The organism is Tropicibacter oceani, assembly GCF_029958925.1.
GTDB lineage: Bacteria > Pseudomonadota > Alphaproteobacteria > Rhodobacterales > Rhodobacteraceae > Pacificoceanicola > Pacificoceanicola oceani.
In genome coordinates, this window is the sequence record NZ_CP124616.1 from 3,694,521 (window position 1) to 3,716,928 (window position 22,408).

The 22,408-nt window shown below is 62.8% G+C and carries 20 protein-coding genes; 14 read left to right on the plus strand and 6 right to left on the minus strand.

Annotated features, from left to right (window positions below):
* Positions 1–3: 3 nt before the first annotated feature.
* The 6 genes from QF118_RS17690 to QF118_RS17715 all read right to left on the minus strand — a co-directional run bounded on the left by QF118_RS17690 (position 4) and on the right by QF118_RS17715 (position 8,759).
* Positions 4–2,751 carry an aminotransferase class I/II-fold pyridoxal phosphate-dependent enzyme gene (locus tag QF118_RS17690; protein ID WP_394357067.1) on the minus strand — a complete coding sequence of 916 codons (2,748 nt, stop codon included), beginning with the start codon at positions 2,749–2,751 and terminating at the stop codon, positions 4–6.
* Between the two features lie 62 nt (positions 2,752–2,813).
* Complete coding sequence (locus QF118_RS17695; protein ID WP_282300359.1) at positions 2,814–3,782, minus strand: carbon-nitrogen hydrolase family protein; 969 nt, start codon at positions 3,780–3,782, stop codon at positions 2,814–2,816.
* 39 nt (positions 3,783–3,821) lie between these two features.
* Positions 3,822–4,247 carry a universal stress protein gene (locus QF118_RS17700; RefSeq protein ID WP_282300360.1) on the minus strand — a complete coding sequence of 142 codons (426 nt, stop codon included), beginning with the start codon at positions 4,245–4,247 and terminating at the stop codon, positions 3,822–3,824.
* Between the two features lie 3 nt (positions 4,248–4,250).
* Positions 4,251–7,022, minus strand: coding sequence for a TRAP transporter permease (locus QF118_RS17705; RefSeq protein WP_282300361.1), 2,772 nt, complete (start codon positions 7,020–7,022; stop codon positions 4,251–4,253).
* Positions 7,023–7,132: 110 nt separating this feature from the next.
* Positions 7,133–8,095, minus strand: a complete 963-nt coding sequence (locus tag QF118_RS17710; protein ID WP_282300362.1) for a TAXI family TRAP transporter solute-binding subunit — start codon at positions 8,093–8,095, stop codon at positions 7,133–7,135.
* 94 nt (positions 8,096–8,189) lie between these two features.
* On the minus strand, positions 8,190–8,759 hold the full coding sequence (locus tag QF118_RS17715) for a cupin domain-containing protein (protein ID WP_282300363.1): 570 nt from the start codon (positions 8,757–8,759) through the stop codon (positions 8,190–8,192).
* 304 nt (positions 8,760–9,063) lie between these two features.
* Here QF118_RS17715 and gabT point away from each other — a divergent pair, with 304 nt between their 5' ends.
* The 14 genes from gabT (at position 9,064) to QF118_RS17785 (ending at position 22,405) form a co-directional block, all read left to right on the plus strand.
* Positions 9,064–10,401, plus strand: coding sequence for a 4-aminobutyrate--2-oxoglutarate transaminase (gabT, locus tag QF118_RS17720; protein ID WP_282302506.1), 1,338 nt, complete (start codon positions 9,064–9,066; stop codon positions 10,399–10,401).
* 135 nt (positions 10,402–10,536) lie between these two features.
* On the plus strand, positions 10,537–11,862 hold the full coding sequence (locus tag QF118_RS17725) for an aspartate aminotransferase family protein (protein WP_282300364.1): 1,326 nt from the start codon (positions 10,537–10,539) through the stop codon (positions 11,860–11,862).
* An 18-nt stretch (positions 11,863–11,880) separates the two neighbouring features.
* Entirely contained in the window at positions 11,881–13,482 is a 1,602-nt protein-coding gene (locus QF118_RS17730) for an FMN-binding glutamate synthase family protein (RefSeq protein ID WP_282300365.1), read from the plus strand.
* Positions 13,475–14,038, plus strand: a complete 564-nt coding sequence (locus QF118_RS17735) for a carboxymuconolactone decarboxylase family protein (RefSeq protein WP_282300366.1) — start codon at positions 13,475–13,477, stop codon at positions 14,036–14,038. The genes QF118_RS17730 and QF118_RS17735 overlap by 8 nt, the downstream gene beginning before the upstream one ends.
* 54 nt (positions 14,039–14,092) lie before the next feature.
* Positions 14,093–15,484, plus strand: coding sequence for a magnesium transporter (gene mgtE / locus QF118_RS17740; RefSeq protein WP_282300367.1), 1,392 nt, complete (start codon positions 14,093–14,095; stop codon positions 15,482–15,484).
* 381 nt (positions 15,485–15,865) lie between these two features.
* Complete coding sequence (locus QF118_RS17745) at positions 15,866–16,150, plus strand: STAS domain-containing protein (protein WP_282300368.1); 285 nt, start codon at positions 15,866–15,868, stop codon at positions 16,148–16,150.
* On the plus strand, positions 16,147–16,521 hold the full coding sequence (locus tag QF118_RS17750) for a response regulator (RefSeq protein ID WP_282300369.1): 375 nt from the start codon (positions 16,147–16,149) through the stop codon (positions 16,519–16,521). The genes QF118_RS17745 and QF118_RS17750 overlap by 4 nt, the downstream gene beginning before the upstream one ends.
* On the plus strand, positions 16,521–18,650 hold the full coding sequence (locus QF118_RS17755) for a chemotaxis protein CheA (RefSeq protein WP_282300370.1): 2,130 nt from the start codon (positions 16,521–16,523) through the stop codon (positions 18,648–18,650). The genes QF118_RS17750 and QF118_RS17755 overlap by 1 nt, the downstream gene beginning before the upstream one ends.
* Positions 18,643–19,107, plus strand: coding sequence for a chemotaxis protein CheW (locus QF118_RS17760; RefSeq protein WP_282300371.1), 465 nt, complete (start codon positions 18,643–18,645; stop codon positions 19,105–19,107). The genes QF118_RS17755 and QF118_RS17760 overlap by 8 nt, the downstream gene beginning before the upstream one ends.
* Complete coding sequence (locus QF118_RS17765) at positions 19,107–19,988, plus strand: CheR family methyltransferase (protein WP_282300372.1); 882 nt, start codon at positions 19,107–19,109, stop codon at positions 19,986–19,988. Before QF118_RS17760 ends, QF118_RS17765 begins: the two co-directional genes overlap by 1 nt.
* Positions 19,989–19,997: 9 nt before the next feature.
* On the plus strand, positions 19,998–20,384 hold the full coding sequence (locus tag QF118_RS17770; RefSeq protein WP_282300373.1) for a response regulator: 387 nt from the start codon (positions 19,998–20,000) through the stop codon (positions 20,382–20,384).
* Positions 20,381–20,740 (plus strand): DUF8776 family protein, encoded by a 360-nt coding sequence (locus QF118_RS17775; protein ID WP_282300374.1) that lies wholly within the window; start codon positions 20,381–20,383, stop codon positions 20,738–20,740. Before QF118_RS17770 ends, QF118_RS17775 begins: the two co-directional genes overlap by 4 nt.
* A gap of 208 nt (positions 20,741–20,948) precedes the next feature.
* Positions 20,949–21,875: a CheB methylesterase domain-containing protein gene (locus QF118_RS17780; protein WP_282300375.1), complete on the plus strand. Its 927-nt coding sequence runs from the start codon at positions 20,949–20,951 to the stop codon at positions 21,873–21,875.
* A complete protein-coding gene (locus tag QF118_RS17785; protein WP_317133885.1) occupies positions 21,875–22,405 on the plus strand; it encodes a chemotaxis protein CheD in 531 nt (176 codons plus the stop codon). Before QF118_RS17780 ends, QF118_RS17785 begins: the two co-directional genes overlap by 1 nt.
* Positions 22,406–22,408 lie beyond the last annotated feature (3 nt).

Genomic DNA, 22,408 nt, shown 5'->3' on the forward strand with positions numbered 1-22,408 from the left:
TTTCTAGTGCGCTTTCTTTGACAGCCCGGTCAGGGCCTCGCTGGTAAAGACCCGAAGGCCAAGGTCGTGCCGGTATCCGTGTATTTCGCTGACATCGAGTGCCCGCATGAAGGACAGGATTTCAGGGCTGATCACCTGCCCCGGCACCAGGATCGGGAACCCCGGTGGATAGGGAATGATGAACGAGGCTGAAACCAGCTCTTCGCCCGCTTCGAGCCGCGCCATCAAACCATCGTCGAGATCGAAATAGTCGCAATTGTCCTCGTTGTAGGCGAGGAAAAAGGCCGACCGGATATCGCCCTCGGGGGTTTCCGACCCGGATCGGAAGGCATCGTGGAAGCGGCTGAAATCGGGCAGCGGCGGCACATGTTCGATCAGGGCGCTGACCCGTTTTTCGAAGGACCGGCGCTCCATCTTCGATGCGTCGTCCAGCAAGTCGTCCAGTTCGTTGGCGACCTCGACCAGCACTTCGATCAGATAGGCGACCGAGGACCGCGTCGTGCCGATGTTGGTCATGAACAGGACCGAATTGCGCGACGTCTTGTTGATCTGGATGCCGTATTTGTCCATCAGGATCTTGGTCTTGAAGGTATCCCCGTCCCAGCCGGTGCCGCCCACCGCCAGGGTGACGCGCGTCGGATCCAGGACGAATTCGTCCTGCGCCCAGATCTCCCATTTGTCGGACCAGCCGTCGTGCTGGTCGTAATAGGATGAAATCCCGCTTTCGCGGTAGTTTTCAGGGATCATGTCCGCCGGTGTCAGCACCTTGAAATACTTTTGCAACAGCGGATGCGTGGCGACCGCCCGCCGGATCGCCATGGCGCTTTCGATCTGGCGCTGGACGAATTCGAAGCCTTCCAGTTCGACCTGCCGGCGCCCCACATCCAGCGACGCGATGATCTGGTAGTTGGGCGAGGTCGAGGTATGGGTCATGTAGGCCTCGTGAAAGGCCTGTTCGACTTCGCCTTTGAAATCCATGTCGTTGACGTGGATCATCGACCCCTGCCGCAACGAGGTCAGCGTCTTGTGCGTCGATTGCGTGGCATAGACCCTGACCCGGGCATCGGGCGGCGGGATCAGCCGCGTCTGCATCAGCGTGTCTTCGTCGGCGTCCTTCAACGCGACCTGCTGGGCCTCCCACGCGGCCTTGTGGCTGTCTTCGCGCAGCCGCTCGCGCAGGGCGTTGGCCACCGACATGGCGGTGCGCTGGCGGTAGGTCGGGCTGAAGCGCGCAAAGGCGAACCAGGCCTCGTCCCACAGGAACACAAGGTCCTTCTTGATGGCCAGGCATTCCTCCATGACGCGCTCGACGTTGTAAATCAGCCCGTCAAAGGTGCAGTTGGTCAAAAGCACCATGCGCACCCGGTCCAGTTTTCCGGCTGCCTTCAGCTTGAGCAGGGTATGCTTGATCTCGTGGATCGGCACCGCGCCATACATCGAATATTCGTGCAGCGGATAGCTGTCCATATAGGCGACATTGGCCCCCGCCAGCACCATGCCGTAGTGGTGCGACTTGTGGCAGTCGCGGTCGACCAGCACGATGTCGCCCGGCCGCACCAGCGCCTGCACGACGATCTTGTTGCAGGTCGAGGTGCCGTTGGTCGCGAAAAACGTCTGCTTTGACCCAAAGGCCCGCGCCGCCATGTCCTGCGCTTCCTTGATCGGGCCGCGCGGCTCCAACAGGCTGTCCAGCCCGCCCGAAGTGGCCGAGGTTTCCGCCAGAAAGATGTTGGGGCCATAAAAGGCGCCCATGTCCTGGATCCAGTGCGACCGGCTGATCGACTTGCCCCGGCTGATCGGCATGGCGTGAAACACCCCGGTGGGCTGTTTCGAATACTCTTTGAGCGCCGTGAAAAAGGGCGTTTTGTAGCGTCGGTTGACGCCGCGCAGGATGTTCAGGTGCAGTTCCAGGAAATCCTCCTGGTTATAGAACACCCGGCGACAGCGGCCCAGGTCCAGCCCGGCGATATCCTCGACCGAACGGTCCGTGATCAGGTAGGCGTCCAGTTCGGGGCGCACCTTGGCAATCAGGCGGCAGGCTTCGGGACCGTATTCATAGGGCTCCAGCCCGTCGACGTCCTCTTCGCGGTTCAGACCGTTCAGATACTGCTGCAGGATCGGCAGGACGTTCTTGGATTTCAGCACCAGCCCGGGGCGGACGATGACCGCCTGGACGTTGTGGTTGAACAAGATGCCCATCAGCGCATCTTCGAGGCTGGGCACGATCACCGGTTCATAGATGAAGGGATCTTCGGCGCGCCGTACCCGGTGCAGGTTGTTGCGCAGGAACCGTTCCTGCTGTTCGTTGACATTGTCGACGATCAACACCTCGAAATAGGGGCGACCAAGGGCGCGGTCCTCGGGGGCCAGAGTGCTTTCGTCTTCGTAGTCCTCGTTGTCGGTCTCTTCGCCGCCCACGGGGATCTTGCGCCGGCGATAGGCCCCCGAAGTCAGGGCACGCGCCACCCGGCGCACCGAGATCGACAAATCTTCGATGCTGCGCTGTTCCAGCAGTTTTCGAAGGTGGTCAAAGACCTGCCCGCCCGGAAAGGCCCAGTAAAGCTCGATCGGGGCAAGGGCATCCAAAAGGGTTTCGGCGGTCTTCAACAGCTTGCTGCCCTTGCGCCCTTCGACGCCGTGCACCAGCATGGATTCCGCCGTTTCACGCAGCGCGCTCCAACGGTCGGCGCGCAGCTGCGTGGCACTGTAATAATCGCTGACCGAGGGTAGTTTATGACTATCGTGCTGCACATTCATATGCAGGTCCTCCCTTGTGCATCTTGCAATGCGATGCGGTTCAGCCGTCTTGTTCCTTATCCGGGGTCGACCTTGCCTTTCTGTCCCGGCACAAAGGCATGTGCGGCTATATTCGATTGATTGTCCGTGACCGCGCTGCGCGGATCACGGGCGCCGACACCGGCGCGCGATCCCTGTTTGGGGGTCTCCAGCGGGCCAAGCGTCTTGAGATAGGCATCGGCCCCGCTGGTGCGGTCGTAGACCGGGAAATCCGCCGCGCGGTCGCGAAAGCTTTTGAGCACCTGGCCCAAACCCTTCAGGCCGGTTTCGCGCTGGCGCCGGACCATGTCCAGGTCGACCTCGATGGGGAACATGTCCTCTTGTCCGGCGGACTGGTGCAGGACCGTGGCCGACGGATCGACCACCAGGGACCGGCCCACACCGCCTGCGGCAAGGCCGTTGACGTCAAAGACATAGCACTGGAACTGCGCCGCCGTGGCCCGGGCGATCGCGATTTCCGCATCACGGTCGGTGGTGCCCGTCAGAACCGGGTGCAGCAGCACCTCGACGCCCTGGCTGGTCAACTGGCGGGTGGTTTCCGGGAACCAGATGTCATAGCAGATCGACAGCCCGAACCGTCCCACGTCCGGCACGTCAAAGACGCAGAACTCGGTCCCCGAGGAAATGCCGTGTTCATAGGGTTTGAACGGGAACATCTTGGAATACTTGGCGACGATTTCGCCCTGCGGGTTGATCACCACCGACGTATTGAAGATCCGGCCATCGGGCAGTTTTTCGAACATCGACCCCGGGATCAGCCAGATGCCGAACCGGCGCGCGTCTTCCTGGAACTGGGCCAGCGCGTCGTTCGGAAAGGGCTGCGCGAATTGATCCAGCGGCCCATAGGGCGCCAGCTCCGAGAACAGGACCATCTGGGTCCAGGGAAAACGCGCCATAAGGATTTCGATGCGATGACGCATCGCCTCGACGTTCGAATGCAGCGCCGAAACGTGCATCTGGATGCCGGCGATTGCGAAAGGGGTCATAAGGTCAGCTGCTTTCTTGTTTTTGCATGTCCTGGCGCATCAACGGATGGTCAGGACCGGAATGGTCGCGTGCCGCACGACCTTGTTGGCGTTCGATCCGACCAACAGGGTCTGCAGCTCGGTCGCGGGTTGGGAATGCATGACGATCAGGTCGGCATTGGTCTGTTCCGCGATGCGCAGGATGGTTTCGGGCACATGGCCATGGCCCACGTGGACCATGACATTGGACCCGGCCGGGAACTGGCTTTGCGCCAGCTCGGCCAGACGGGTCTTGAGGTCTTCCATCGCCTTCTGTTCGAACCCTTCGGGCAGAAAGGACGACACCACGGCGCTGCCCAGGTCGTGAACGACCCCCAGCAGGTGGATTTCGCCGGTGGTCCCGGCGCATTGAAGCGCCGCGGGGATCGCCTTTTCCCAGCTTTCGGGATGGGTGACGTCGATGGGAAGCAGGATTCTGTCGAACATCGCTTACGCTCCTTGTGCTGCGGTTGACGGTTCGGGCTGCGCGCGCCGACGCTGAAGCATCACGACAAAGGCCAACAGCAACAGACCGGGCAGGAACATCCAGTATTTCGACGGCTGCGGCACCGGTTTCAGCACCTGGCCGATCTTTTGATCCCAGTCAAAGCCTGCCTCGGCGGCGGGGCTGCCAAAGGCGACGTTGTCGATCACCACTTCATCGCCGTTCACTAGGTACTCGAGCCCCGAGGCAAACAGCCGGTCCTGACCTGTATCGCCCTCGCCAACCGGCAGCAGCGCGGTAAAGGTCACCGGATCGCCGACGGCGTTCAGGCCGCTGACCTCAAGCCGCAGGTTGTCACCGACGGCGGTTTCCATCGCCGCCTGTTCGATGGCCGCGGGGGCCACGTTTTCGAAGGGCGGCGCCACCATGTCCATCCAGAACCCCGGACGGAAGAAGGTAAAGGCGACCAGCAGCAGGGCGATGGTTTCATAGAACCGGTTGCGGGTCAGGAACCAGCCCTGCGTCGCCGCCGCGAACAGCAGCATGGCAAAGGTCGCCGTGATAAAGACGAATATCCCCTGCCCCCATCCGACATTGATCAACAGCAGGTCGGTGTTGAAGATGAACAGGAAGGGCAGCGCAGCGGTGCGCAGGCTGTAGAAGAACGCCACCACGCCGGTCTTGATCGGATCACCGCCCGACACGGCGGCCGCGGCAAAGGATGCAAGGCCCACCGGGGGCGTCACATCCGCCATGATGCCAAAGTAGAACACGAACAGGTGCACTGCGATCAGCGGCACGATCAGCCCGTTCTGCTGGCCCAGCGTCACGATGACCGGCGCCAGCAGCGCCGAAACAACGATATAGTTCGCCGTGGTCGGCAGGCCCATACCCAGGATCAGCGACAGGATCGCGGTCAGGACAAGGATCGCCATGATGTTGCCACCCGACAGAACCTCGACCACATCCGCCAGCGCCGAGCCGACGCCGGTCTGGCTGACCGCGCCCACGATGATGCCGGCGGTCGCGGTGGCAATGCCGATCCCGATCATGTTGCGCGCGCCGGTGACCAGACCGTCGATCAGGTCAAGCCCGCCTTGGCGGATCGCCCCGGCGGTATCGCCTTCGCCGCGCAGAATGGCCATCAAGGGGCGCTGGGTCAGCAGAATGAACACCATGAAGGACGCCGCCCAAAAGGCCGACAGGCCGGGCGACAGGCGGTCCACCATCAGCGCCCAGACCAGCACCACGACCGGCAGCAAAAAGTGCAGACCAGACCGGATCGTCGGCCCCGGCAGCGGCAGCTTGGTCACCGGTGCGTTGGGGTCCTCCAGCTCCAGCGGTTCTTCGCGCGAGCCGATGTAAAGCAGGCCGATGTAGACCGCGACCAGCAGGGCAAAGACGATGTAGCCCGCCGCGCTGCCAAAGGCCGGGCGGATCCAGCCCATGCCGTAGTAGACACCAAAGGACAGCGCACAGATCACCGCAATCGCAAAGGCGATGCCGATCAGGCGTTGCACGATGGGCTTCGGCTCGTAGGCGCGCGGAAGGCCCTGCATGTTCGCCTTCATCGCCTCAAGATGCACGATATAGACCAGCGCGATGTAGGAAATCACCGCCGGAACAAAGGCGTGCTTGACCACGTCAAAGTAGGGAATGCCGACATATTCGACCATAAGAAAGGCGGCGGCCCCCATGACCGGCGGCATGATCTGGCCGTTGACCGAACTGGCAACCTCGACCGCGCCCGCCTTTTCAGACGAAAAGCCGACACGCTTCATCAGCGGGATGGTAAAGGTGCCGGTGGTCACCACGTTGGCGATGGACGATCCCGAGATCAGACCCGTCATGGCGGAAGACACAACAGCCGCCTTGGCCGGTCCGCCGCGCATGTGGCCCATCAGGCTGAAGGCCACCTGAATGAAGTAGTTGCCCGCCCCGGCCTTGTCCAACAGCGATCCGAACAGAACAAAGAGAAAGACGAACGATGTCGACACGCCAAGGGCAATGCCAAAGACGCCCTCGGTGGTGATCCACTGGTGGTTGACGACTTCGGACAGGTTGTTGCCCTTGTGGGCAATGATCGAGGGCATCAGCGGGCCAAGGAAAGTATAGGCCAGGAACACCGTGGCCACGATCATCAGCGCGGGCCCAAGCGCGCGCCGCGTCGCTTCCAGCAGCAACAAGATGCCAAAGACCGCGACGACGTAGTCCTGCAGGATCGGCGCCCCGACGCGGGTCGCGATGCCATCGTAGAAGATGTAAAGATAGAGCGCAGCAAGGGCGCTGACGATGGCCAGCCCCCATTCCCAGACCGGCACGCGGTCCTTGGGCGATCCCATCAGCACCGCCGCGATGATCAGCACCGCCGGGATCGGGATCCACCAGACCGGCACGCCGGCCTTGGCGCCATAGATGAAAAAGAAGGTCAGCAAGGCAGGCACAGCCACCGCAAGCCCCAGTTGCGCCGGCGTGCGCGCCGCCGGATAGGCCGCAAAGGCCAGCAACATGGCAAAGGCCAGGTGGATCGAACGTGCCTCGGTGTCGTTGAAGACACCCCAGCCGATCATGAAGGGCAAAGGCGAGGCGATCCACAGCTGGAACAGCGACCAGATCAGAGCGACCACGACAAGAAAGGTGCCGACAGCCCCCGACGGCGATCGCCCGCCCGTGTCGGAAGAGGCGACAAGTTCGTCGAGTTCTTCCTGGCTCAGCGCACCGGCCCCGGCGGCCGTGTTCTCTGTGGCGGCTGCATGGAATTGCTTGTCGTCACTCATGGATCTGTCCCCACTGTCAAAGCTGATGCAAGCCGCGTTTGTTGTTTTTGCTGACTTGTCGGATGGGAAACCCGCCGCAGCGGATTTCCCGGATTTTCAAAAGCGGCGGATTACTGGATCCAGCCACGCTCGCGATAGTACTTTTCCGCACCGGGGTGCAGCGGCGCGCTGAGACCGTCGGCGATCATGTCTGCCTCTTGCAGGGTAGCAAAGGCGGGGTGCAGGCCCTTGAAGCGGTCAAAGTTGTCGAACACGGCCTTGACCACGGTGTAGACAACCTCGTCATCGACATCGGACGAGGTCACGAAGGTCGCCTTGACGCCGAAGGTCTGCACATCCTCGTCGTTGCCGGCATAAAGCCCGCCCGGGATGGTCGCCTTGGCATAGTAGGGGTTGTCGTTCACCAGCTTGTCGATGGCTTCGCCGGTCACGTTCACCAGCTTGGCGTCCACGGTCGAGGTCGCCTCCTGGATGGACCCGTTCGGGTGGCCAACGGTGTAGATGATCGCATCGACCTTGTTGTCACCCAGCGCGGCAGACTGCTCGGCGGGCTTCAGCTCGGACGCGAGAGCGAAATCGGCGGACGATTTGCCCATCGCTTCCAGAACCACGTCCATGGTGGCGCGCTGGCCGGAACCGGGGTTGCCGACGTTCACACGCTTGCCGAACAGGTCGTCAAAGTTGGTCACGCCGCTGTCGGCGCGGGCCACGACGGTGAAGGGTTCGCCATGCACCGAGAAGACGGCGCGCAGCTTGTCGAACTTGTCGCCTTCGAACTGGGACGACCCGTTGTAGGCGTGGAACTGCCAATCGGACTGGGCCACGCCCATATCCATGTCACCGGCCTTGATCGCGTTGATGTTGGCGATCGAGCCACCGGTCGACGGCGCGGTGCACTTGAGGTTGTGCTCGGCGGTGCCGCGGTTCACCAGGCGGCAGATCGACTGACCGACGACGAAATAGACACCCGTCTGGCCGCCGGTGCCGATGGTGATGAACTTTTCTTGCGCGGTGGCGGTTTGACCGGCCAGCAGCGCCGCAGAGACAAGCGCCCCGACTTTGAAGATTTTCATGTTTAACTCCCTGTTTTACTACAGTTTACTTTGCAGCTTTATTGCTGCCATTCGGTCCGGGGGCAGGACGCCCCGGCAGACCGCATTCCTTGTGTCAGAAGGTCGGAGGCGTGCAGGCGCTGATGATCACGCATGCGCTGTCCCCCAGGCTTCTGAACCTGTGCGGCAGGCGGCTGTCAAAGAGATAGCCCTCGCCGGGGCCAAGAACGCGCACCTGGTCATCCACCGTTATCTCGATCTTGCCCGACACCACGATACCGGCTTCTTCGCCGTCATGCGACATCAGGTCGGGGCCTGTGTCCGTACCCGGCGGATAATGTTCGTGCAGCATCTGCAGACTGTGTTCCCCCGCGTTCCCCAGCTGCCGCAGCGACAGGCCATTGGCGCTGTCGGCCAGACCGATCTTTTGCGGCGAAAGCTCCACGAATTCTCCGGTTCCGTAAAAGTACTTTGGCTCGGCCTTGTTTTCGACTTCGGCAAAAAATTCGGACATGGTCATCGGGATACCGTCCAGCAGCGCCTTGAGAGACGCAACCGAGGGGCTGCTCTTGTTCTGTTCGATCAGCGAGATCGCCCCACTGGTCAGCCCGGCACGTGCAGCCAATTCCCGCTGAGACATCTTGCGCGCCTCGCGAACGGCCCTCAACTTGCCTCCGATATCCACCTACAGAATCCCCCACGGCCCCTACGATTGATTGTTATTTTAAGCACCCGCATGTCGGACCCGTCAATGAAAATTTGAAAAACACCTTTTCCGGCGCTTCGAAATGCTCAACTTTCAGGCGATGAAATGCTATGATAATTGACAATTATCCTAATCGCTGCACTAATATTCTCATCACAAACTGCTGCCTGTACCGGAGCCAACCATGACCAAGAAACCCTCTGCGCCCAAGAATTCGCGCGCCAAATCCCGGAAAACAAACAGTTCCAAGCCCGTGGCACAGACCGCTGCCGCCGCTCTGGCAATGACTGAAGGCGCCCGGATTGCCCCCAGCGGCAGCAACGCCGCCCTGCTCGCGCGCCGCGAATCGGCTGTGCCGCGCGGTGTCGCCTCGGCCGCGCCGATCTTTGCGGCCCATGCTGAGAATTCTGAACTCTGGGACGTCGAAGGCAACCGCTATATCGACTTTGCCGGCGGCATCGCCGTGCTGAACACCGGGCACCGCCACCCGGGCGTGGTTGCCGCCGCCAAGGCGCAGGAAGACCACTATACACACACCTCGTTCCAGGTCGTCCCCTACGAGCCCTATGTCGCGCTGGCCGAAAAGCTGAACGCCCTGGCGCCCGGCGATTTCCCCAAGAAATCGCTGCTGGTCACCACCGGCGCCGAGGCCGTCGAAAACGCGGTCAAGATCGCCCGTGCCCATACCGGGCGCCCCGGGATCATCGCCTTTACCGGTGGCTACCATGGCCGCACGCTGCTGACGCTGGGCCTGACCGGCAAGGTCACCCCCTATAAGAAAGACGTCGGCCCCTTCCCGGCGGATATCTTCCGCGCGCCCTTCCCCGATGCCCGCAACGGCATCACAGTAAAGGATGCGCTGAACGGTCTGGAAACCCTGTTCCTGACCGATGCCGATCCGTCCCGTGTCGCCGCCATCATTCTTGAACCCGTGCTGGGCGAAGGCGGCTATCAGCCGGTGCCGACCGAAATGTGGCAGGCGCTGCGCGCGATCTGCGACAAGCACGGCATCCTTCTGATTGCCGACGAAATCCAGGCCGGTTTCGGGCGTACCGGGAAATGGTTCGCGATCGAGCATTCCGGCGTGGTCCCCGATCTGATCACCGTCGCCAAATCCATGGCCGGCGGCTATCCCATCGCGGGCGTGATCGGGCGCGCCGATGTCATGGACGCGCTGGCCCCCGGTGGTCTTGGCGGCACCTATGGCGGCAACCCTGTTGCCTGCGCCGCGGCGCTGGCCGCCATCGAGGCCATCGAAACCGAAGGTCTGCTGGCCCGGTCCACCGCGCTTGGCGAAACCTTCCGCGCCCGCTTTGCGGAAATCGGCGCGCGCACCGCGCCCTTCCGGATGTGGGACATTCGCGGCCTTGGCGCCATGCTGGCCATCGAATTCGTGACCGATTTCGACACGGCCAAGCCTGACGCGGCCTTTACCAAGTCGGTCATCGCCCATGCGCTGCGCCGGGGCCTGATCCTGCTGTCCTGCGGCATGCACGGCAACGCGCTGCGGATCATGGTGCCGCTGACCGCATCGGACGCGATCATCGACGAAGGGCTGCAGATCTTCGAGGCCGCTCTGGCCGACGCAGTCGCGGATATGCCCGCCATGGCGGCTGAATAGGCGCCAAAACCTGCACGGCCCATGGCGCGCGCTGCGCCATGGGACCCTTGAACCACGCTCGCAACCGTGTTTGCCTGACGCCCATCGTGCCGGGCGTGCGCAGCGCCTGTCGGCCTACACAACTGGGAAATCCTGATGTCGCATATCTTTGCCCGCCACTGTCATGCCTCACCTCCGGTCGCCGTGGGCGGCAAGGGCTGCTATCTGTTCGACGCCTCGGGCAAGCAGTACTTGGACGGATCGGGCGGCGCGGCGGTCAGTTGCCTGGGCCACGGCGATCCCGACATCACCGAAGCGATCAAATCGCAGCTGGACACCCTGGCCTTTGCCCATACCGGTTTCTTCACATCGCAGCCGGCGGAACAGCTGGCCGATCTGTTGATTGAACACGCGCCCGGCGATCTGGACCGCGTCTATCTGGTCTCCGGCGGGTCCGAGGCCACCGAGGCCGCGATCAAGCTGGCCCGCCAGTACTGGGTCGAAAAGGGCGAACCGCAACGCAGCCGCCTGATCGCCCGCAAGCAAAGCTATCACGGCAACACCATCGGCGCGCTCAGCGCCGGGGGCAACGAATGGCGGCGCCAGCAGTTCGGCCCGCTGCTTCTGGACGTCAGCCATATCGACCCCTGCTACGAATACCGCCTCCGCCAGGACGGCGAAAGCCTTGAGGATTACGGCAAACGCGCCGCTCAGGCGCTTGAGGATGAAATCCTGCGCGTCGGTCCCGAAACGGTCATGGCCTTCATGGCCGAACCCGTCGTCGGCGCGACCGCCGGGGCGCTGGCCCCTGCCCCGGGCTATTTCAAGCACATCCGCGAGATCTGCGACCGCTACGGCGTGCTCTTGATCCTTGACGAGGTCATGTGCGGCATGGGCCGGACCGGCACCCTGTTCGCCTGCGAACAGGACGGCGTCGCCCCTGATATCGCCTGCATCGCCAAGGGGCTTGGCGCGGGCTATCAGCCGATCGGCGCAATGCTTTGCACCTCGGCGATCTATGATGCCATCGCGAACGGGTCCGGCTTTTTCCAGCATGGACACACCTATATCGGCCACCCCGCCGCCGCCGCGGCCGGACATGCGGTGGTGAACGCGATCCTTGGCCGCGGCCTGCTGGAGCGGGTGAACACGCAAGGCACAGCGTTGGCGCAGCGGCTCGAGCAGCGCTTTGGCCAGCACCCGCATGTGGGCGATCTGCGCGGGCGCGGGCTGTTTCGCGGCATCGAACTGGTCGAGGACCGCGATACCAAGGCCCCCTTCGATCCGTCCAGGGGCGTCGCCGCCAAGATCAAGAAGGCCGCCTTTGCCGAAGGCCTGGCCTGCTATCCGATGTCCGGCACCATCGACGGGCGGCGCGGCGACCATGTCCTGCTGGCCCCGCCCTTCATCATCGAAGACCACCAGCTGGACGAGCTGACCGACAAGCTGGGGCGCGCCATAGACGCCGTCATCGGGACCTGATCCGAAAAGGGGCCATACATGCGTTTTTCCGTTCTTGCCGGCTGTGCCGTTCTGGCGTTTTTGTCCCTTGTCGGGCTGATCTGGTCGTCCTGGTTCTGGCTGGGGGTCCTGCTGTTCGGGGCGCTTGTGGCGCTAGGCGTCAGTGACCTGGTGCAACCGCGCCATTCGATCCTGCGCAACTATCCGATTATCGGTCACATGCGGTTCATGTTCGAAGGCATCCGCCCCGAAATCCGCCAATACCTGATCGAAAGCGATCAGGACGAAGAACCGTTTTCGCGCGACAAACGATCACTTGTCTATCAGCGCGCCAAGGGGGTCGAGGACAAGCGCCCGTTTGGCACCCGGCAGCGGGTTTACGATTCCGGCTATGAGTGGCTGACCCATTCCGCCGCGCCCAAACACATCGCCAACCATGATTTCCGCGTCACGATCGGCGGTCCGGACTGCAAGCAGCCCTATGATGCCTCGATCTACAACATCTCGGCCATGTCCTTTGGCGCGCTGTCGGCCAATGCGATCCTTGCGCTGAACACAGGCGCGCGCATGGGCGGTTTTGCCCATGACACCGGCGAAGGCGGCATCAGCCGCTATCACCGCCAGGGCGGCGGCGACATCATCTACGAGGTCGGGTCGGGCTATTTCGGCTGCCGCACCCCCGAGGGGCGCTTTGACGTCGACAAGTTCCGCGAACAGGCCGCCGATCCCCAGGTCAAGATGATCGAGCTGAAGCTGAGCCAGGGCGCCAAACCCGGGCACGGCGGGGTTCTGCCCGCCTCCAAGATCTCGCCCGAGATCGCCGAGGCGCGCGGCGTGCCGATGGGGCAGGATTGCGTGTCGCCCGCCTCGCACCCCGAATTTTCCACCCCGATCGAACTGATGCAATTCATCAAGACCCTGCGCGACAACGCCAGCGGCAAACCGGTGGGCTTCAAGCTGTGCATCGGGCACCGGCGCGAATTCATGTGCATGGTCAAGGCGATGCTGGAAACCGACATCGTCCCCGACTTTATCGTCGTCGATGGCAAAGAGGGCGGCACAGGCGCTGCGCCGCTGGAATTTGCCAACCACATGGGCATGCCGCTGGTCGAAGGGCTGGTCTTTGCCCACAACACCCTGCGCGGCGCGGGCCTGCGCGACCGGTTGAAACTGGGCGCCTCGGCCAAGCTGGTGACCGCCTTTGACATTGCCAAATCGCTGGCGCTGGGGGCCGACTGGGCGAATTCCGCGCGCGGTTTCATGTTTTCGATCGGCTGCATCCAGGCCCAGGCCTGCCACACCAACCACTGCCCCGTCGGCGTGGCCACCCAGGACAAGACGCGCCAGCGCGCGCTGGACGTCCCGGCCAAATCCGAACGCGTTTTCCGGTTTCACCAGAACACGCTCAAGGCGTTGGCCGAAATGACCGGCGCGGCGGGCCTGACCCATCCCAACGGCTTCATGCCGCACCACCTCTTGATGCGCGAAAGCGACCGCGACATGGTCACCGGAGAAGAGGTCTATCCCTACCTGCCCGAAGGGTTCCTGCTGCGCGGCGACGGTGACGACTTTGGCTATTCCATGCGCTGGAACCGGGCGCGGGCCGAAGCCTTTGAACCGTTTGATGCCTCTTATGTCTGACGCTGGTCCCCAGCCCGTTCTGGCGCCGCTGGGCGATGCCGACTGGCCGCCCGAACTGGCGGACATGCTGTCCGGTTTTGCCGGCGGGCTGAACGTCTATCGCACCATGGCGCATCACCCGGCGCTGCTGCGGGCCTGGGCCGATCTGCGCGATCACATCGTCAACCACTCGGCGCTTGGCCGCGATGATCTGGAGGTCGTCATCCTGCGCGGCGGCCACCGGCTGCAATCGCCCTATGAATGGTCGCAGCATATCGTCCGGGCCCGCAAATACGGGCTGACGGACCCGCGCATCGCATCCCTGCGCGGCCCGCTGGACGCCATGCAACCGGGCGACGCGATCCTGTGCGCCGCCGTGGACGAACTGTTCGACGGCGCCCGCCTGCACCCTGCAACGCTGGCCGCCGTCACCGCCACCTTTGGCACCCATGCGGTGTTCGACCTGATGGCGACGGTCGGCTTTTATTCCACGCTGGGCTTTATCCTGAACACCTTCGGAACGCCTTTGGACGACGACATCCACGCGCAGCTTGTTGCCAATCCCCTGCGGGATTGAGCCCCCCAAAACCCTTTACACCCCCGCGAACAGGGCCGGAAAGGAGTCGGCATCATGACCGATGACCAAGACCAGATCGAACTCGACACCGCCGAGGACAGCCAGCGCCCGATGCGCGAACAGATCAAGGAGGCGCTCGATCAACGCGACGCCGAAAAGATCGAGTCCCTGCTGGCCCCGCTGCCGATCAGCGGCAAGATGCGGCAACTTCTGTCGCTGTCCCAGGACGACCGCGACCTGCTGCTGGAACTGGTCAATGCTGAGCTCGCCGCCGACCTGGTCGAAGAGGCGCCGCATGAAACCGCCACCGACCTGGTCGAACGGATGGAGGCCGGACGCGCCGCCGAAGTCCTTGATGAACTCGATTCCGACCTTCAGGCCGACCTGATCGGCGATCTCGACACCGAAGAGGCCGAAGCGATCCTGTCCCGCTTTGACCCCGAAGAGGCCGCCGACCTGCGCAGGCTGGCCGCCTACGAGGACGACACCGCCGGCGGATTGATGGTGGCCGAGGCCTTTTCCTTTCCCGACACGGCGACCGTGGGCGCGGTGCTGCGCGGCATGGTCAGCGAAGATGACGATTTCGAACGCTATCGCGGCCAGCACCCCTATGTGGTCGATGCCGATGATCGCCCGGTCGGGGTCGTTTCGCTGCGCGGGCTGCTGACCGCCAAGCGCAGCGACAAGCTGACCACGATCATGACCACCCCGATGACCGTCAGCGTCGATACCACGCTGGACGAATTGCAGGATCTGTTCGACGGCAACAACTATCTTGGCCTGCCGGTTGTCGAAAAGGATGGCCGGATCGCCGGGGTCGTGTCGCGCAGCGCCGTCGATGCCGCCGCGCTGGAACGGGCCGAAAGCTCCAGCCTGAAACGTCAGGGTGTTGTCGGCGACGAAGTGCGCGCCATGCCGCTGTGGCTGCGTTCGCGCCGGCGGCTGGCCTGGCTGTCGGCCAACATCGTTCTGAACATCATCGCCGCCAGCGTCATTTCCGCCTACGAGGAAACCCTGGCCGCCGTCATCGCCATCGCGGTCTTTTTGCCCATGGTGTCGGACATGTCCGGCTGTTCGGGCAACCAGGCGGTCGGCGTCACCATGCGCGAGCTGTCGCTGGGCATCGTCCAGCCCAAGGACGCCTTTCGCGTCTGGCTCAAGGAGGTGTCAGTCGGGGTCATCAACGGCCTGGCGCTGGGTGTGTTGATCGGGCTTGTCGCCTTTGCCTGGAAGGGCAACCCCTATCTGGGCCTGGTGATCGGCCTGGCGCTGGCCATCAACACGGTGATCGCGGTGTCCATCGGCGGCGTCGTGCCCTTGCTTCTCAAGCGGCTGAACCAGGACCCGGCGGCGGCAAGCGGGCCGTTGCTGACCACGATCACCGACATGGCGGGTTTCTTCCTGGTGCTCAGCCTGGCCACGCTGATGATGCCGCTGTTGCTGTAAGGGGGTGTACGGGGGCCGTCCAAGGCCAGTCCCTGGCGGCCCCCGAACTCTGTCCAATTCGCGTCAACTTGACCTTTTGAAACGCCCAGCAGAGCCGCGGACCAGTCCGGGGCTTTGGCATGACCCGCGCGCAGCGGGCCAGGACACTGGCCCAACCCATTGCTTCAAAATGAAATTTTCGGGATTTCGCAAAATCCCCAAGGTTCTGCCACAGTCAATCCAGGCCGGGCCTTGCTTCGGCCCCGATCGGCCACCGCGCGGCAAGTCTGGCCTGAAACCTCAAACCTCAAAACCCTTTATTAAGGGTGCGTCCGTATTCCTTCTGGCTGTCAATTGTGCCCATCAGCGGCGCGCATGGTGCCACGAAGGAACGGTTTCACGATGCAAGACATTAACTTTCACGCTCTTGGGGCAACCAGGGCGCGTTCGGGCGAGGATCCTCTGGTTCCCTTCCTGCTTGGCGCCCGCAATGCACCCGTGACGATTTCGGCGCGCGATGTCCAGCGCCTGGATGCCCACAGGCTCCAGTTGCTTCTGGTCGCCGAAAAGCAATGGCGCAACGACGGGTCCGTATTTCAGGTCACCGACATGACGCCGACTTTCCGTGATGGCCTAGGCCGGCTTGGGCTCGCGCCCGATCATTTCGACAAGGAGATGCCGCAATGACGACAAAGGTGCTTGCAATCGACGATTCACGCACGATCCGAAACCTTCTGCGGGTATCGCTGGAAGGGGCGGGGTTTGAATTTCATTCTGCCGAGGACGGGCAGGAAGGGGTCGAGGTCTTTCCCGATGTCGATCCGGACGTCGTGATAACCGACATCAACATGCCGCGCATGGATGGCTTTGGCGTGATCGAATCCCTGCGCAGCGGCCCCAACAAGACCAATGTTCCCATCCTCGTCCTGACCACCGAAAGCTCGGATGACCTGAAATCCCGGGCGCGCGAATCCGGGGCAACCGGTTGGATCGTCAAACCCTTTGACGACGCCTCTCTGGTTTCCGTCCTCAAAAGATTGACGGGGCATGTAGGCTGATGTCTGGCAATTCGATCCGCGATACCTTCTTCGAGGAATGCGAAGAACTTCTCGAAGCCCTGGTCGAGGGACTGGCCCTCATGGAGGAATCGCCTGATGACACGGAAGTCGTCAACGCGGTCTTCCGGTCCGTGCATTCGATCAAGGGTGGCGCCGGTGCCTTTGCGCTGACCCGGCTTGTCAATTTCGCGCATACCTTTGAAACCGTCATGGACAAGGTGCGCGATCGTGAACTCAGCGTGGATGAAAAGCTGATCGGCCTGTTCCATCGGTCCGGCGACATGCTGAACGACCTGGTCGCCTCGGCCCGCGACGAAACCGACCTGGACGAAAGCGCCGAAACCACCCTGATCAAAGAGCTTGAGGATTACCTTGGCCCCGAGGCGGTCGAGGAGGAATTCAGCTTTGAGGCGATGACCCTGGACATTGGCGGCCCCCCGCCGCTGGGCCTGGACCTGCCCGAGGATCTGGCCGACGGCGAAAGGCTGTTCCGGATCACCTTTCGCCCGCGCAAGTCGCTGTATGAAAACGGTCACGAACCGCTTTTGATCTTTGACGCCCTGGCCGAACTGGGCCAGCTCAAATCCACGGTCGATTTGTCCGACCTGCCCGAATTCGACGCATTCGATCCGTCTGATTCCGTGCTGTCCTGGGCGCTTGAACTGACCACCGCCGAGCCGGAGACGACGCTGCACGAGGTCTTTGAATTCGTCGAAGGGCTGTGCGATCTGGAAATCGCCGTCGATGCGGATGCCGCGCCTTCTGTTCTGGCGGCGCCCAACGCGCTCCCTCCGCTTCAGGATCCGGAACCCACGGCAAAAAAGCCTGAGGCCGCGGCTTCCTCCAAGGCAGCCGAGGTCGGGAAACCGGCATCGTCCGCCGCGGCGCAATCCAAGGAATCCCGCGGCCCCAAGCCAACCCTGCGCGTCGATCTGGACCGGGTCGACCGCCTGATCAACACGGTTGGCGAACTGATCATCAACCAGGCCATGATTTCCCAGCGAATCGAGGAGCTTGACCTGCCGACCGTGGCGCATCTGACGAACGAGCTCGAAGCCTACAAGCTGCTGGCGCGCGACATCCAGGAAGGCGTCATGGCGATCCGCGCCCAGCCCGTGAAACCGCTGTTCCAGCGCATGTCCCGCATCGTGCGCGAGGCATCCGATGCCACCGGCAAGAAATCCAAGCTGGTGACTGTGGGCGATTCCACCGAAGTCGACAAGACGGTGATCGAACGTCTGGCCGATCCGCTGACTCACATGGTGCGCAACGCCGTCGACCATGGGCTCGAAAGCCCGGCCGACCGGGCTGCGGCAGGCAAGGATGCCACCGGCACCATCCGGCTCTCGGCGTCGCACCGCTCGGGCAGCGTGTTCATCGAAATCGCCGACGATGGCGCCGGCCTGAACCGCGAACGCATCCTGGCCAAGGCCGTCGAAAAGGGGTTGGTCGCCGCCGATGCCGAACTGTCGGAACCCGAGATCGACAACCTCTTGTTCCTGCCCGGGTTTTCGACCGCAGGCCAGGTGTCCAACCTGTCCGGGCGCGGTGTCGGCATGGACGTCGTCAAGAACGCCGTGCAGGCGCTGGGTGGTCGCGTTTCGATCAGCTCGACGCCGGGGAAGGGCACGACCTTCACGATCGTGCTGCCCCTGACCCTTGCGGTCATGGACGGTTTCGTGATCGCCGTCGCCGATCAGACCATGGTCATTCCGATCGCCTCGATCCTGGAAACCATCCGACCCAGCGCCCGCGACATCCATATCATCGGCACCGACAGCGAAGTGGTCAGTGTCCGCGGCTCGTACGTGCCGATTGTCGATGTGGCCCAGTCGTTGGGGTTGGCCGACAAACCCGAACGGGCGCAGACCGGTATCCTGTTGCTGGTGTCGACGGAAACCAACGGGCTGACCGCGCTGCGGGTGTCCTCGATCCACGACCAGCGGCAGGTCGTGATCAAAAGTCTTGAGAGCAATTACACCGCAATCCCCGGGGTTTCGGCCGCCACCATCCTGGGGGATGGCAAGATCGCGCTGATCCTCGATCCCGAAGAACTGATCCGCCTTGGCCACATCACCGGAACGGATCTCATGGCACAACAGAGCAGAATGGAGCTTCGTCATGGCTGAAGCAGCAGAAGTCCGCAACGACTCGCAGTTCGAATTCATCACCTTCTCTGCGGGCGGGCAGAGTTTCTGCCTCGAGATCACGCAGATCCGGGAAATCCGGCGCTGGACCCCGGTCACCGCCTTGCCGCACACGCCCAAGGACGTGCTTGGCGTCATGAACCTGCGCGGCGCGGTGATCCCGATCTTTGACCTTGCGGCACGCTTTGGCCTGGGCGCGACGCCGGCGAACGAACGCAATGTCGTCATCGTTGCAGCGGTTGGCGGCACAACCATCGGCCTTTTGGTCGAATCCGTCTCGGAGATCCTGTCGGTGGAAAAATCCGCCATTCAGGAAACCCCCGACATCAAATCGGACGCAACCAAGCACAGCATCCTGGGCATGATCTCGGTCGATGAATCGATGGTGCGGGTGGTCAATCTGGATGCGGTTCTGGACGCGGGCAAAGGCGCTTCTTGATGACCCAGCTGGTCGGAACACCAGGCGCGGCAGACGTGCCCTTCAGCGATGAGGACTTTCAGGCCCTCGCCACATTGGCGCGCCGGGAATTCGGGCTGAACCTGGCGCAAAGCAAAAAGCCGCTGGTCTATTCGCGCCTGTCGCGACGCCTGAAGGCGCGCAAGATCGCCGGCTTTTCCGAATACATGAAACTGCTGGACAAGGGCGATGATGATTCCGAACGGATGGAGCTGATTTCTGCCCTGACGACCAATGTCACCAATTTCTTCCGCGAGGATCATCATTTTCAGATGCTGCGCAAGGATGTCCTGCCGGCCTGCGCCGATCGCGCCCGGAACGGCAAGCGCCTGCGCATCTGGTCGGCCGGCTGTTCCTCCGGTCAAGAGGCCTATTGCATCGCCATGTCCCTGCTCGATGTCTTTCCCGAGGCCCACAACCACGACGCCAAGATCCTGGCCACGGACATCGACCCGCAAATCGTCGCCAAGGCCAAGACCGGGCGCTATGCGCCAGAGGACGCCGCCGCGATCCCCGAGGCCTATCGCAAGAAATGGGTGACCACCGCGACGGGTGGCAAACCGGCGCTTTCGATGTCCGACGACCTGCGCCGTCTGATCACCTTTGCCGAGCTGAACCTGATTTCCCAATGGCCGTTCCAGGGACCGTTCGACGCGATCTTCTGCCGAAACGTGGCGATCTATTTCGATCAGGAAACCCAGCAGGCATTGTGGCAGCGCTTTTGCGATTTGCTCATGCCCGGCGGGTATCTGTTCATCGGACATTCGGAACGGATCACCGGCCCCGCCACCAGCGTCCTCAGGGGCGTTGGCATCACCAGCTACCAGAAAACCGCGACCGCAACAGCCGCACAACCTCGATAGGAGAGCAACATGGGTTTGAAAGAATCCCTTAGAATTATGGTGGTCGACGACATGGCGACCAGCCGCGGCCTGATCACCCAGGCGCTCGATGACATCGGGATCAAGAACTACATCACCGAAAACGACGGCAGCCGCGCACTGGAACGGCTGTCCACGACGCCGGTCCACCTGGTCCTGTCGGACTTCAACATGCCCGGGCTGGACGGCCTCGGTCTGCTCAAGGCCGTCCGTACCGCGCCATCTACGCAAAAGATGGGGTTCATCCTGGTGACCGGGCGCCCGACCCCGGAGATCGTCAATGAGGCAAGGCGGCTGGGGTTGAACAACATGATCAAGAAACCCTTTACATCCGCTTCGATGAAGCAATGCATCGAAAGTGTCGTGGGGCGCCTATGACCGGGTCGGGGGCAGAACTGCAACCGCTGTCCGTCGCCAGCGGCCGCGTGGCAGCCGAGCTGCGCGGCCTGCAGGACCGCATTGCACGGCTCGAGGACACGCTTGAATCGTTGTACCAGAACCCCGCGGTCAAACTGGACGGGCATTCCATCGGCACGCTTCAGGATGTGGACTTTTTGTTGCAGTCCATCACGGCCCTGTCCAACTATCTGGAACGGCTGTCGATGCTGACCACGGTCGATGGGCAGGTCTGCGTCAAGGATGCGATATCCGCCATCACCTTGCGCGACATGGCTGCGCGCCTGCGCGGAGCCGAGGTCAAACGCGAACAAACGCAACACGCGGAACTGTTCTGATCACCGAACGGTCTTTGCCGGTCGAAAACGGCCGCCTTCGCAATCGGTCAGTCAGGGCATCGCTCCAGGACCACAGCCTTCTAGAGGATCAATCGTGACGACAAAGTCGACAATTGTAGCGATTCCGGAGCCTGTCCAGCGAAACCGTCTGGCATCCGTGGTGGATCGCCTGGCGGATTTTCGGGTGATTGCCTGCACCGCCGACTTGATGAACACCTACAACGAAGTCGAAGCAAACCTGCCAAAGGTCGTCCTGATTTCCAGCGGCCTTGCCAGGCTTCCGGAATTCGAAGTCATGCGGGCGCTGTTTTCGGCCCTGGATGTGCGCTGGCTTGTGGTCACGGACAGGGATCAGGGCGCGGACCTGCACCGCACGGTTTCGCCCGGCAACCCCATGGGGTCCGAGTTATTCGCGGTGCCCGCCACCGCCAGCCCCGAGATGATCGCCGATCAGTTGCGCAGCCTGACCAGCGCGGGTCCCGCCAGACCGGTGCCTGTCGCGGCCAAGCCCAGCCCGCCGCCCCCGGCGCCCGTCAAGGCGATACCCGACGCTGACCGGATCATCGTGATCGGCTCCAGCACCGGGGGGGTCGATGCCCTGATCTCCGTCCTGTCCAATTTTCAGCCCGATTGCCCGCCGACATTGATCGTGCAGCACACGGGCCTTGGCTTTGGCGACAGCCTTGCGGGGCTTTTGAACCGGCAATGCGCGGCGCGCGTGACGCTGGCCAGCGGCACGCACGAGCTGCGCCGGGGTGAAATCCTGATCGGGGCAGGCATCCGTGCCCACCTGGTGCTGGACAAGACCAATCCGCGGCGTGCGACCATGGAACAAGGCCCCCCTGTGTCGGGCCACCTGCCCTCGGTCGACGTCCTGTTCCGCTCGGCCGTGCCCTTTGCGAAAAAGGTATCGGCGGCCATCCTGACCGGAATGGGGCGCGACGGCGCCGAGGGGCTCAAGGAACTGCGCGACGCCGGCGCCCGCACCATCGCGCAGAACCAGGCGACCTCGGTCGTCTATGGAATGCCCCGCGCCGCCGTCGAACTGGGCGCCGCCGAGGTCAGCCTGCCGCTGAACCGCATTGGGCCCAGCCTTCTGGCCCCTTCCAAATCCAGACACGAGGCGCACCACTGATGCAGACACAAGAAACCCTCATCAACGTGATCCAGGGCGATTATGTCATCAGCACCGACCCGAACGCCGTCCTGACCACGGTTCTTGGGTCCTGTATCGCCGTGTGCCTGTGCGATCCGGTGCTCAAGGCCGGCGGCATGAACCATTTCCTTTTGCCCGAAGGCGACGCCAGCAATGCCGGCAATGTGCGCTATGGCGCCAATGCCATGGAATTGCTGATCAACGGCCTGCTGAAAAAAGGCGCCGAACGTCACCGGCTCGAGGCCAAGATCTTTGGCGGCGCAAAGATGATGTGCAACCTGCGCAACATCGGCGCATCCAATGCCGCCTTTGCCCACAAGTTCCTGAAGGACGAGGGGATTCCCTGCCTCGCCGAAAGCGTCGGCGGTACCTCGGCGCGGCGCATCCGGTTCTGGCCGACCACCGGGCTGGTCCGGCAGTTACTGGTGCAGGGCAACATAGACCAGGTCGCCCCGGTCAAACCCGTCGCGCCGCCCGTCAAGACACCCGAGGACATCCTGTTGTTCTGACCG